Source organism: Sorangium sp. So ce834, assembly GCF_051521425.1.
Taxonomy (GTDB): domain Bacteria; phylum Myxococcota_A; class Polyangia; order Polyangiales; family Polyangiaceae; genus Sorangium; species Sorangium cellulosum_D.
Genome location: NZ_CP150351.1, coordinates 696,813 through 709,636 on the forward strand (window position 1 = coordinate 696,813; position 12,824 = coordinate 709,636).

Sequence of the window (12,824 nt, forward strand, 5' to 3'; positions counted from 1 at the left end):
CGCCGGCCGTGCCGGGCGTGAATTGCACTCCTGCGCTTCGCTCGGTGCCGCCGCATGGGCGATGCTCACGGCGTGTCCGCCCCGGCCGCCGCCGCCTGGCCGCCGGATCTGCCTCGGCCGCATCCGCGGCGCGCTGGCGCGCTCACTCCAGCACCACGAACTTGAGGTACCGCCCCTCCCACCACGCCGGCAGCGTCGGGTGGTCCTCCGGCTGCCCGTGGATCGCCCGCACCCGCAGATCGTCCCGCTCCAGGGTGGCGTCGTCGAGCGTCGCCAGGAAGTCCTCCGCCGTGATGTGGCTCGAGCACGACGCCGCGCACAGCACGCCGCCGCGATCGAGCACGCGCGCGACCGCGGCGTGCAGCCGCCGGTAGGCGCCGAGCGCGCGCGGCTTGGCGCGCTCGCTCGGCGCGAAGCTCGGCGGATCGGAGATGACGAGATCGTACCGGTCGCCGCGGGCGCGGGCCTTCTCGAGGAAGTCGAACGCGTCCGCCGTCACGAAGTCGTGCGCCGCGGGATCGAGGCCGTTCTCGCGGAACGTGCGCTGCGCGGTCGCGTGCGCGGCCGGCGCCGAGTCCACCGAGGTGACCCGCCCCGCGCCGCCGAGCGCCGCTGCCACCGAGAAGCCGCCCGCGTAGCTGAACAGGTTGAGCACGCGCCGGCGCCCGGCCGCGAGCGCGCGCACCCGCGCGCGGTTGTCGCGCTGGTCGAGGAACGCCCCCGTCTTCTGCCCGCGCGCGAGATCGACCTCCATCGCGACCCCCGTCTCCCGCACGAAGAGGCGATCCGGCAGCGGCGGCCCGTGCAGGTGCGCGAGCTTCTTGCCGTCCGCGTCCCCGCTCGTAGCCTCCCCGCGCGCGCGCAGGCCGATCGAGCGCACGCCGCGGGCGCCGAGCGCGCGGGCGAGGTGCGGGAGCAGGCGGTCGAGCCACGGCGCGAGCATGCCGCCGTCGAGGCGGACCACCGCGACGCGGTCGTACCGATCGATGACCAGCGAGGGCACCCGGTCCCCCTCGCCGTTGCACAGGCGGTAGGCCGTCGTGTCGCGGCCGGCGAACCAGCCGTCGCGCAGGGCGAAGGCGCGCTCGAGCCGCTCCGCGATGGCGCGCTCGTCGAGCGCCGGCGCCTGCGCGCGCTGGAAGACGCGGACGGCGATCGCCGAGTCGGCGTCCCAGAGCCCCCGCCCGAGGAACGGGGCGCCCTCGGCCGACAGCTCGACCACGTCGCCCGTCGCGGCGGCGGCGCCGCCGCCGCCGCGAGGCGCGCGCTCCCCGCGCCGGCGATCCCCGGGACCGGCCGCGCGCCCGCCGCCGCCCACGATGCCGTCTCGGTACACCCACGGGTGGCCGCGGCGGACGGCGGCGGCGGCTGTCGCGGTGAGATGGACCCGCATCGACCCCGCCTAGCACGGTAAGCTCCCAGCGTGCTGCACCGTGTTGTCTCGATCGGCCGTGCCTGCCTCGGGGGGATCCTGCTCGCCGCGCTCGGTGGACCCGGCTGCACGCAGGACCACGACCTCCTCGGCCGGGATCCGCCGAGCGCGGCGAGCACGTCCGGCGCCGGCGGCGGCCCGGGATCGACCGCGAGCAGCGCGACCGCCACGGGGACGGGCGGCGGCGACGCCGTCGAGCCGCCGGGGCCGACCAGGCTCACCGTGGTGAACGGCGTCGCCGATCACGACGCGGTCCGCTTCTGCTTCCTCGCCTACCCCGACGGCACCGGCGCCGGCGTGGCGCCCTGGCCTGGCGACGACGCGGGCCTCGGCTTCGCCAGGTCCCGGGCGATCGAGCCGCTCGGCGCGGCGATCCCCGACGGGGCGAGCGTGCACGCGCACGTGATCGCCGGCGAGCTCGGCGCGACGGAGGGGCTCGACTGCGCCGAGATCCTCGCGCTCGCCGCGGAGCCCGCCGCCCCGATCGTCGCCGCGGGGCTCCCCGTGGTGCCGGCGCCGGTGTTCGCCGAGGAGAAGAGCCTCCTCCTCGTCGCCACCGGCTGCCTGGGCGGCGAGGGACACACGCACGCCAGGGAGAAGCAGGGCTGCGGCGACGCCTACACGGCCGACACGCCGACCGCCGGCCTCGTGGCGGTCGCCATGTCGCGGCGGACGAGCTTCGGCAAGCTGAGCTTGCAGATCGCCCACGCGAGCGCGGCGGCGCCGCCGGTCAACGTGCGGCTCGCGCCCGGGCGCGCGGACGTGAGCGCGGTGCCCGTCGCGCAGGACCTCTCGTACGGCGCGATCTCGCCGTTCCCTCCGTTCGTCGGCCTCTCGCGCGGCGACCTCGGCGCGCTCGAGGAGGTCGAGATCGAGACCTATGAGCCGCTCTCGGCGACGGTGACGTCCTCGGTGTCGATGCGCGAGATCCTGGCGAACAGCGATGTGCCGGCGGACGGCGTCGCGGACGGTCAAGGGCTCGTGCTCGTGGCCATCGGGGCTGCTCCGGGGACGGAACGCGGCGGCTTCTGGCACCCCCTGACGTACGCGCTGTTGTGGGCGGACCCCTGAGCGGTCCCGATCATCCCATCTCCGGTATCCCGCGCTGACCGCCCTCGCCAGGGAGGCGGGCACACCTCGTCCGGCCGCTCTCCCGTCGCAACGAGGCGCCGCAATTCCGCCTTGGGCATCGAGGCGACGTCGAGCGTGGTCTGCAATCCACGTTGCTCGCGTGGTGCGCTGCGTTGTCCGGCGCGCGCGGCGCGACCTCGGTTGCTTCTGTGCAATCGACTCGGGTGTGTCCGCCGCGCCCGACGAGCTTGCAGGGGACGTGGTCGTATCGAAGGATAAGGATTCTGCTCCCTCGGTCTCGGGCACCTCATGTCTCCCCAGCAGGTCTCCTCCTCGCAGGCCCGCCGTGGCTCTGCCCGGCGCTTCATTCGAGGTCGTCACGCCGGGAAAATCGCGAGTCGATCGAGGAGCGGGAGCGCCCTGTACGGACGACATCACAGGAGAATGCGCGCGCCGTGACGTTCGGGTGAATCTCCAGTATAACGCGAGTGCCTACATTCCGAGGGGGGGAAGAGAACATGGCGACACAGGTATTTGTCGGCGCGAGCTCCACGGCGGACCCAAAGAAGGCTGCCTCGGAGGCCGTGGCCGCGGCGCTCCGCGAGTCGGCGCGCTCCGAGCACGGCGATTACGCCGGTTACGGGGCGCGACCCGCGTTCGCGCTCGTCCTGTCGACGGATCAATACGACGCTGACGCGCTCGCTGCGGCCACGACGAGCGAGCTGCCCGGCGTGCCGTGGGCGGGGTGCTGTACGGCCGGGGTCTTCGCGGGCAGCCGCCTTCTCCGGCAGGGGCTCGTCGTGGGGCTCGTCGTCTCGGAGACCGTGCGCGTCGGCGTCGGGGTCGCGCAGCCGGTGAGCCAGGACGGGCGGCGCGCCGGCGTGCTCGCCGCCTCGCGCGCGCTCGAGGGGTTCCCGCCGTCCGTTCCGGCGGGGTGGAGCCGCGCGCTCATCGTGCTGCCGGACGCGCTCACGGGCAACGCGGCCGACGTCGTGCGCGGCGCGGTCGAGGTCGGCGGCACGGGCGTCGTCTGGGCCGGCGGCGGCGCGGGCGACAACCTCCGCTTCGTGCGCACCGCGCAGTTCGCGGGCGGCCGCGCCTACTCGGACAGCGTGGTCGTGGTCGCGATCGACTCGCCGGCGCGCATGGCGACCGGCATCCGCCACGGCTTCCGCCCCTATGGCCCGCCGACGATGGTCACCCGCGCCGAGGGCACGGTCCTCGCGGAGCTCGAGTACGAGGGCGCCTTCTCGGTCTACCAGCGCACCGCCCGGTCGAGGGGCCATCAGGTCAACCTCGACGGCTTCGCCTCCTTCGCCATGACCCACCCGCTCGGCATCCCGCAGGCCGACGGCGAGCACGTCATCCGCGACCCGCTGCGCGTGGTCTCCCCCGGCGGGCTCTACTGCGTCGGCGAGGTCCCGGACGGGTGCCTCATCCGCGTCATGGAGGGCGACCCCATCGGTCTCGTCGGCGCCGCGCGCGAGGCCGCGATCACGGCGCGCGACGCGGTCTCCGGGCCGATCGCCGGCGCCTTCGTGTTCGACTGCATCTCGCGGTGCATGATGCTCGGCGACACGGTGCGCGACGAGCTGGCCACCTTCGAGAGCGAGCTCGGCCAGAGCGTCCCGGTGATGGGCTGCCTGACGTTCGGGGAGGTGGGCACGCTCGGCCGGGGGGTGCCGCAGTTCCACAACAAGACCGCCGTCGTGCTCGCGCTGGGGGCCTGAGCCCCGGAGCGGCTGGAGCCCCGTCATGCCGAGCGGCGAAGATCACGAGATCCAGGAGGAGCGGCTGGCGCTGCTCAGCGTACTCCAGGAGCTCACGGTCGCCGCGCTCGACCTCTTCGATCCGCGCCAGTCGATGGCGATCTTCCTGGAGCGGCTCGCCGAGCGGCTGAGCTGCATCGCGGTGCTCGTGCTCGTCGAGCCGACGCCCCTCGCCCCGCGGCTGCTCGACGCCGCGGGGCTCTCGGCGAGCTCGCGCGCGCTGCCCATCTCGCCGGCCGCGGCCGGCGCGCCTCTGGGCGAGGGCGCGGGCCTCCGCTTGCCGTACCCGGAGCTCGCGCGGCCCGGGCTCGTCACGTGGCACTTCTCGCTGGAGGGGCAGGGCGACAGCGGCGCGTCCAGCCTCATCCTGTGCTTCGAGGGCGAGCCCCCGTTCGCGCCGCGGTACCGGGGCATGATGCGCAGGCTCGCGTCGACCTTCCGCACGGCGCTCGTGCACCGCCTGCTCTACGCGCGCATGATCGAGAACGAGCGCGAGCGGGCGCGGCACCTCGCGGCCGCGGAGGCGGGGCGCGCGGCGGCGGAGGCGGCGCAGCGCCGCGCCGCGTTCCTCTCGGAGGCGAGCCGGCTGCTCTCCAGCTCGCTCAACTACGAGGCCACGCTGGTCCGCGTCGCGCGGCTGCCGGTCCCGTTCGTCGCGGACTGGTGCATGGTCGACATCATCGAGCGCGAGGCGATGCTCCGGCGCGCGGTGGTCGTCCACGCCGACCCCCAGAAGAGCGAGCTCGCGCGCCTCTTGCAGGGCCAGACGCCGATGGACTCGGTCCTCCCGGCCGGCGTCTCGCGCGTGCTGCAGACGGGCGAGGCGGTGCTCTGCGAGATCGCGGGCGCGCCTGCCCCCGAGGGCGAGCGCGCCGCGCACGACGGCGAGCCGCCGGTGTCCGCCAGCGAGGCGCTGCTCAGGGAGCTCGGCCTCCAGCGCTACATCTCCGTGCCGCTCGTCACGCGCGGCACGATGCTCGGCGTGCTCACCATCGCCTCGGGCCGCGACGACCTGCCGTACGGCGTGGAGGACCGCGCGCTCGCGGAGGATCTCGGCCGGCGGGCCGCGCTGGCGATCGACAACGCGCGGCTCTACGAGAGCGCGCAGCGGGCGATCCGGGCGCGGGAGGAGCTCGTCGCGGTGGTGTCGCACGATCTCAAGAGCCCGCTCGCGACCATCGTCATGAACACGAGCCTCCTGCGCCGGAAGCTGCCGAGCGCGGACGAGGCGGCCGAGCTGCGGCGCCCGGTCGAGCGCATCCAGAAGTCGGCCGATCGCATGAACCGCCTCATCCGCGATCTGCTCGACCTGGCGAAGCTCGAAGGCGGCCACATCTCGGTCCAGCCGGTGCCGCACGACGTCGCCGTCCTCCTGGGCGACGCCCTGGAGCTCCTGCGCGAGGAGGCGGCGGAGAAGTCGCTGCGCCTGGAGCACAGCGTCGAGCTCGGCGTCGAGGGGGCGCTCTGCGATCGCGAGCGGATCCTGCAGGTGATCGCGAACCTCGTCGGTAACGCGATCAAGTTCACGCCCGCCGGCGGCGAGGTCGCGGTCCGCGCCGAGCCGTGGGGCAGGGAGGTGCGCGTGTCGGTGCGCGACACCGGCCCGGGCATCCCGGAGGACCAGCGGACGAGGATCTTCGAGCGTTACTGGCAGGCGAAGGAGACCGCGCACAAGGGCACGGGGCTCGGCCTCTCGATCGCGAAGGCGCTCGTCGAGGTGCACGGCGGGCGGATCTGGGTCGAGAGCAAGGTGGGCGAGGGGAGCACGTTCTTCTTCACGCTCCCGACGGCGGAGGCCGCGGCGGGCGCGACCACGGGAGTCGCGGCGGGCACGCGGCTCGGGGCCTGACAGCCGTCCTCGGGTTTCGCCGGACATCGATATCATCCAGCCACCGAGGGCGATCTGTCCATGATTTCGCGTCTTGGCGGGCCGATCCCTTCATCGCTATACCTACCGCGATGAAGGACGCCGGGAACGACAGGGGCGACGTGGCAGAGGCCCAGGCTCGAGCGGACGAGGACGAGCGGGGGCTCGTCAAGGCCGCATTGCAGCTCTTGGGCATCCGCAACCTGGTGCTCGCGATCCACGATCCGAGCTTTCCGTCGGACGACGCCGAGGACATCGGGCGGGGGTCCCCGTATACCGAGGGCGGGCGCCGGTTCCTCCGGTTCGCGCGCGATCTCGGGTTCAACGGCATCCAGCTCGGGCCCCAGGGGGAGACCTCGGCCGACAACGCGTCTCCGTACGACGGCACCATCTTCTCGCGGAGCACGCTGTCGATCGCGCTCGCCCGGCTCGCGGAGGACGGCCCCTTCGGCGCGCTCCTGCGCCCCGAGTCGGTGCGGAGGATCGCGGCCGAGAGGCCGGCCGGCAGCGAGGGTCGCGCGCTGCACCGCTATGCCTACCGCGCGCAGCGCGCCGCGCTCCGCGAGGCGTACGCGTCGTTCGTCGACCGGCGGAGGCGCGGCGAGCTCGGGGCCCTCGCCGAGCGGCTCGACGCGTTCAGGAAGCGGAACGCGGCGTGGCTCGAGCGCGACGGGCTCTACGGCCCCCTCTGCGAGGAGCACCAGAGCGGCTGGTTTCACGGCTGGTCGGGCGAGCCGGCGCTGGATCGCCGCCTCTTCGCGCCCGGCCCCGGCGAGGTGGTCGCGTGCGAGGAGCGCAGGCGAGAGCTCCTCGAACGGTACCGCGACGAGCTCGAGTTTTACGCCTTCTGCCAGCTCCTCGCGCACGAGCAGCACGCGGCGCTCCGCAAGGTGACGGGCGAGCTCGGGCTCAAGCTCTACGGCGATCTGCAGATCGGCTATTCGCCTCAGGACGCCTGGGCGCATCAATCGGTCTTCCTGAAGGGCTATCTGATGGGGGCGCCGCCGAGCCGCACCAACCCGGAAGGTCAGGTGTGGAGCTACCCTGTCCTGGATCCGGCGCAGTACGCGGACGGCTCCTCCGGCGCGCTCGCCCTCGTGCGCGCGCGCATGGACAAGATGTTCGACGAGTTCGACGGGGTGCGCCTCGATCACCCGCACGGCCTCGTCTGCCCGTGGGTCTACGCCGCCGACGCCCCCGACCCGCTGCGCGCGGTCCAGGGCGGGGCGCGCCTCTTCTCGTCGCCCGACCTGCCGGACCACCCGCTGCTCGCCCGCTATGCGATCGTCTCTCCCGCCCAGCTGAACCGCGCCGTGCCCCGGTACGCGGACGACTGGGTCTCCTCGCTCACGCCGGAGCAGGTGGGGCGATACAGCGTCATCTTCGACACCATCGCGAGCTGCGCGGAGGCGCGCGGCCGCGCCATCACCGACATCGTGTGCGAGGTCCTGAGCACGCTCCCGCACCCGCTCAAGGCGGTCCTCGAGCGGCACGGGCTCGGGCGCTTCCGGGTCACGCAGAAGGCCGATCTCGACAACCCGAAGGACGTCTATCGCAGCGAGAACGCCGCGCCCTCCGACTGGATCATGGTGGGCACGCACGACACGCCGCCGCTCTGGCGGCTCCTCGACGCGTGGGAGCGCTCCTCCGCGCTCGAGCGGCAGGCCGCGTACCTCGCCGCCCGGCTCGCGCCCTCGCCGGCCGAGGAGGGCGCGATGGCGCGCGCGCTCGCGTCCGACCCGCGCGCGCTCGCGCAGGCCAAGTTCGCCGACCTCTTCGCGAGCCAGGCGTCGAACGTGATGGTCTTCTTCTCCGATCTGCTCGGGGTGAAGGAGATCTACAATGCTCCCGGGACGATCGGCGATCACAACTGGTCGCTGCGGGTGCCCCGCGATTACGAGCGATCGTATTCGGAGATGCGCGCGAGCGGCGAGGCGCTCGATCTCCCGCGCGTGCTCGCGCTCGCGCTGCGCGCGCGGGGAGGCGCGGAGTCGCAGGAGCGCCGCGACCTCGCCGCGCGCCTGGAGCGCCGGTCCGGCGCGGCGCGCGGCCAGCGCTGACCGCCCGCGAGCGCGGGGAGGCGAGCCCGCGCCCCCCGCGGCGGCATTCGCGCGAACGTCACCCGGCGTTTGCGTGCAAGTAACAGGCTGAGCGCATCCTCGGGCCTGGCTTTTCCCTCGGGGATGGAGCCGGCCTAGGTCGAATGAGCGCTCCCAGCGACCCCCAAGGTTGGCGCAAGTACCGCCCGATCGCCGAGATCGGCAGGGGCGGGATGGCCGACGTCTGCCTCGCGGTCGCCCGGGGGCCGGCCGGCTTCAACAAGCTGGTCGTCCTCAAGCGGGCGCGGGCCGAGCTGTGCGAGGACGCCGAGATCCTCGCCATGTTCCTCGACGAGGCGCGGCTCGCGGCCCGGCTCAATCACCCCAACGTCGTGCAGACGTACGAGGTGGGCGAGGACGGCGAGCGGCTCTTCATCGCCATGGAGTACCTCGACGGCCAGCCGCTCAGCCAGCTCCGCGCCCGCGTGGGGCTGACCGATCTGTCGCTCCCCGTTCAGGTGCGGATCCTGACCGACGCGCTCGCCGGGCTCCATTACGCGCACGAGCTGCGCGATTTCGACGGCACGCCCATTCACGTGGTCCACCGCGACGCGAGCCCGCAGAACATCTTCGTCACCTACGACGGCGTCATCAAGGTGGTCGATTTCGGGATCGCGAAGGCGGCCGACTCGCTGTCCGAGACGCGCGCCGGCATGCTCAAGGGCAAGGTGGCCTATATGTCGCCGGAGCAATCGCGCGGCGAGCGCGTGGACCGGCGCTCCGACGTCTTCTCCGTCGGCGTGATCCTCTGGGAGGCGATCGCGCGGCGGCGCATGTGGAAGGGCTACAACGACCTCGCCATCCTCGGGCGGCTCGGCCTGGGCGAGCTCCCGGACCTCCGCGTGGCCGCGCCGGACGTCGATCCCGAGCTCGAGCGGATCTGCCGCAAGGCGCTCGCGCACGCGCCCGGCGACCGCTACGCCACCGCGGCCGAGCTGCACGCGGAGCTCGAGCGCTGGCTCCGCGAGCGTCACGGCGGGATGAGCGCGCGCGAGGTCGGCGCGTTCGTGGCGGGCCGGTTCGCGGACGACCGCGCGCGGATCCAGCAGCTCGTCGAGGAGCAGCTGCGCGACGTGCGCTGGTCCGGCAGCTACGGGAAGGTCGCGATCTCGGATCTGCCGAAGATCGGCGCCGGTCCGGTATCGATGACGCCGACCTTGACGGCCCCCGCGGCGTTCAGCCCCTCGGACGCGATCTCGACGCCGCCCGCGGTGAGCTCGACCGAGACGGGGCAGACCCGGCGAACCGGGCGAACCGTGCGTGGCGAGCGCGCCTCGCGCTCGAGCCGGCGGCTCGCCGCCGTCGCGATCGCCTTCCTCCTCGCCGCGGGCGTCGTGGCGGCCGGCATCCTGCGTCCGCCGCCTCGCACGGCGCCGGCCGGCCCCGTCGAGGCGCTCACCGCTCCTCCCGCGGACGCGCCTCCTCCGCAGCCGCCGCCACCCGAGGAGGAGGTGCGCCTCGTGGTCCGCGTCTCGCCCGCGGAGGCTCGGCTGTTCCTCGACGGAGCGCCGCTGTCGCGCGGCGATTATCAGGGCCAGCTCGTCAAGGACGGGCGCGAGCACGTCGTCCGCGCCGAGGCGCCGGGCTTCCTGGCGCAGGAGGAGACGATCACGGCGAAGAGCGATCTCGTCGTGAAGCTCGCGCTGGAGCGCGATCCGGGCGCGCCGCGGGGAAAGCCGGCGCCCATCGCCCGGAGCACGCCGGCGATCGCGCCCGCCCCAGCCGCGACGCCGCCGCCCGCCCCGCCGCGCGGCGGCGAGCGGCCGGGGCGCGGCATCGACCTGGAGAGCCCCTACGCCCGATGACGACCTCGCGCGCCCTTGCCCTCGCCGCCGCGGCGATCGTCTCCGGCCTCCCGGGCGGCGCGCTCGCCCGGCCCGCCGACAAGACCGCCGAGGCCGACGCGCGCTTCCGGCGCGGCGTCGAGCTCTACGAGGAGGCCGACTATAGCGCCGCGCTCACGGAGTTCCGCCGCGCCTACGCGCTCGCGCCCGCGTACCAGGTGCTCTACAACGTCGCGGGGGCCTGTTACCAGCTCAGGGACTACGCCTGCGCGCTGCGCGCCTTCGAGCGGTACCTGGCCGACGGCGGCGCGCAGATCGCCGCCGACCGGCGGGCCGCGGTCGAGCGGGACATCGCCGTGCTGCGGGGCCGCGTCGCGACCGTCGCGCTCTCGACCTCGGCGCCCGACGTGGAGATCGCCGTCGACGACGTCCCGGTGGGCAGGACCCCGCTCGCCGAGCCGCTGCTGCTGAGCGCCGGGCGGCGGCGCATCGTCGCCACGGCGGCGGGCCGCCCGGCCGTCACGCGGGTCATCGACGTGGCCGGCGGCGATCAGCTCGAGCTCCGGCTCGAGATCCCCGCTGCGCAGGCCCCGCCGGCCGCGAGCGCCGGCCCCCGCCTCGCCGCGCCCCCGCCGCCGGAGCGGCCCGGCGCCGCGGCCGACCGCGCTCCTCGCCGGGAGCGGAGCGCGCCCGTCCTGCCCTGGATCGCGACCGGCGCCCTCGCCGCGGGCGCGGCGGTCACCGGGGTCCTCGCGCTCGGCGCGTCGGGCGATCTCGACGCCGAGCTCGGCACCTTCCCGGGCGACGCCCGGGCGATCGAGCGCGCGCGCACCCGGACCGCGACGCTCGCGCTCACCGCCGATCTGCTCGCGGGCGCCGCCGTGGTCGTCGGCGGGGTCGCGCTCTACCTCACCGTCGCCGGCGGCTCGGAGCGCCCCGGCGGAGCCCGCGCCGCGTCGCCCTCGATCCGGGCCGCGGTCGCTCCGTCGTCCCTCCGGCTCCTCGGCGCCTTCTAGGGCAGCGCGCGCCATGCAACGTCAGCCCTCCAGAGCGCGCCGGCGGAGCCTCACGCGGCGGCCTCCGCGCGCGCTCGGCGCCTGCCTCTGCGCGGCGCTCGCGCTCGCCGCGCTCGCCTCGTGCTCGGTCCTCGTCGAGCGGCGGGATCGGCAGTGCGCCACGGACGCCGACTGCGCGCGGTTCCCGGGCGCCCGCTGCGACCCGGGCGGGCGTGTCTGCGTGCCCGCGGACGGCGTCCCGCCGGTCGGGTGCGACGGCGACGACGGCTGTTACAGCTGCGCGCCGACGACGAACGAGCAGCTCCTCAACGCTTGCACCGACGCGGCGTGCCGGCCGTTCGACAGCGGGAGACTCACGAACCTCCGCGACGGCGGGCTCCCCCCGCTGCCGGAGCCAGGAGCGCGCGGGGGTCGCTGACCCACGCCGCGGACGCGAACCGACGATGATGCGCGACGGGATGTTCCGGTCTTGCCCGATCCTCTTGCCTGCTGCGGCGCTGCTCGGCGCCGCCTTGGCCGTCGCGTCGCCGTCGGCGGCGCAGCAGGCCGTGCCGTGCTCCTCGCTGCCCTTCCCGGTCTACGTCACCGGATCGAGCGCGGTGAAGCCGTTCCTCGCCGAGCTCGCGAAGGTGCTCAGCGCGTCGACGCCCCCCATCTCGGTCGTCTATCAGGGGCAGGGCTCGTGCTCCGGGGTCGCCGCCTTCTTCGAGGGCGCGCCGCTCTCGGGCGCCGGCCTGAGCACCTGGGACGCCGACAGCGAGCTCCTCTGCGACGCCGATCCGGAGGGGAGCCCGATCGACGTCGCGGTGTCCGACGTGTTCGCGACGACCTGCGACGCCGCCTTCACGACCTCGAGCACGATCAGCGACTTCACCGGCCCCATCCAGCCGATGACCTTCGTCGTCCCCAACGCCTCGACGCAAGCGTCGATCAGCGCCGAGGCCGCGTACTTCGTGTACGGGTTCGGCCAGGGCTCCGGCGTCGCGCCCTGGGTCGACGAGCGGTTCATCTTCCAGCGCAACGCGGGCTCCGGCACGCAGCAGATGATGGCGGCGGCGATCCGCGTCCCCGCGTCGCGCTGGCTGGGGGCGCCCACGGCGTCGAGCGACGACATGAGGAACAGCGTCGCGTTCTCGGCGGACGCGGAGCGCACCATCGGCGTCCTCGGCGCCGACGTGGCGGGCGAGAGCGCCTCGCTGCTCAAGGTGCTCGCCTACCAGCACTACGACCAGCGCTGCGGCTATTACCCCGACTCCGATCCTCTGAAGCGCGACAAGCGCAACGTCAGAGACGGCCATTACGCGATCTGGGGGCCTCTCCACTTCCTCACCCACGTGAGCATCAACACCGGAGCTCCGTTGAACGACGGCGCGGCGCTGGTGATCGACTATCTCACCGGCAGGAAGCAGCCGCCCGCGGGGCTCGATCTCATCAAGCTCGAGGCCCAGCACGACGTCGTCCCCGAGTGCGCCATGCGGGTGCGGCGCACCGAGGAGATGGGGCCGCTCGCGTCGTTCATGCCGACGCGCTCGTGCTGGTGTTACTTCGACGCGGTCGCCGGCGGCGGCGCCGATTGCGCGCCTTGCGACAGCGACGCGGACTGCCCGTCCGACGCCCCGAAGTGCAACTTCGGCTACTGCGAGCCGCAGTGATCGGGCGCCCCGCCGGCGGCCGCTCGGCGCGGCGCCGGCCGCGAACCGCGGCGCCCCCCTCGGCGAACGCGCGGCCGGCGCGCGCTCCGGCGGGCCCGCCCGACGCGAGGCGTCGCAGGGTCGCGGCGGTCAAA

Annotated in this window: 9 protein-coding genes; 8 read left to right on the forward strand and 1 reads right to left on the reverse strand. The window is 74.4% G+C overall.

The features are described from left to right. Window positions 1–142 precede the first annotated feature (142 nt). Window positions 143–1,393, reverse strand: a complete 1,251-nt coding sequence (locus tag WMF20_RS02610) for a class I SAM-dependent rRNA methyltransferase (RefSeq protein ID WP_437610404.1) — start codon at window positions 1,391–1,393, stop codon at window positions 143–145. 30 nt (window positions 1,394–1,423) lie between these two features. Between WMF20_RS02610 and WMF20_RS02615 the strand changes: the two genes are divergently transcribed. The 8 genes from WMF20_RS02615 (at window position 1,424) to WMF20_RS02650 (ending at window position 12,690) form a co-directional block, all read left to right on the forward strand. Further along, entirely contained in the window at window positions 1,424–2,503 is a 1,080-nt protein-coding gene (locus tag WMF20_RS02615; protein WP_437610406.1) for a hypothetical protein, read from the forward strand. A 518-nt stretch (window positions 2,504–3,021) separates the two neighbouring features. Then, window positions 3,022–4,233 carry an FIST signal transduction protein gene (locus WMF20_RS02620; protein WP_437610408.1) on the forward strand — a complete coding sequence of 404 codons (1,212 nt, stop codon included), beginning with the start codon at window positions 3,022–3,024 and terminating at the stop codon, window positions 4,231–4,233. A 25-nt stretch (window positions 4,234–4,258) separates the two neighbouring features. Further along, complete coding sequence (locus WMF20_RS02625) at window positions 4,259–6,121, forward strand: GAF domain-containing sensor histidine kinase (protein ID WP_437610410.1); 1,863 nt, start codon at window positions 4,259–4,261, stop codon at window positions 6,119–6,121. Between the two features lie 110 nt (window positions 6,122–6,231). Further along, window positions 6,232–8,199 (forward strand): 4-alpha-glucanotransferase, encoded by a 1,968-nt coding sequence (locus tag WMF20_RS02630; protein WP_437610412.1) that lies wholly within the window; start codon window positions 6,232–6,234, stop codon window positions 8,197–8,199. 143 nt (window positions 8,200–8,342) lie between these two features. Then, the gene (locus tag WMF20_RS02635) at window positions 8,343–10,043 is read left to right on the forward strand and encodes a serine/threonine protein kinase (protein ID WP_437610414.1); all 1,701 of its coding nucleotides are present in this window, start codon (window positions 8,343–8,345) and stop codon (window positions 10,041–10,043) included. Then, window positions 10,040–11,038, forward strand: coding sequence for a hypothetical protein (locus WMF20_RS02640; protein ID WP_437610416.1), 999 nt, complete (start codon window positions 10,040–10,042; stop codon window positions 11,036–11,038). The genes WMF20_RS02635 and WMF20_RS02640 overlap by 4 nt, the downstream gene beginning before the upstream one ends. A 13-nt stretch (window positions 11,039–11,051) precedes the next feature. Beyond that, window positions 11,052–11,456: a hypothetical protein gene (locus tag WMF20_RS02645; RefSeq protein ID WP_437610418.1), complete on the forward strand. Its 405-nt coding sequence runs from the start codon at window positions 11,052–11,054 to the stop codon at window positions 11,454–11,456. Between the two features lie 40 nt (window positions 11,457–11,496). Continuing rightward, window positions 11,497–12,690: a substrate-binding domain-containing protein gene (locus WMF20_RS02650; RefSeq protein WP_437610420.1), complete on the forward strand. Its 1,194-nt coding sequence runs from the start codon at window positions 11,497–11,499 to the stop codon at window positions 12,688–12,690. Window positions 12,691–12,824: the final 134 nt, after the last annotated feature.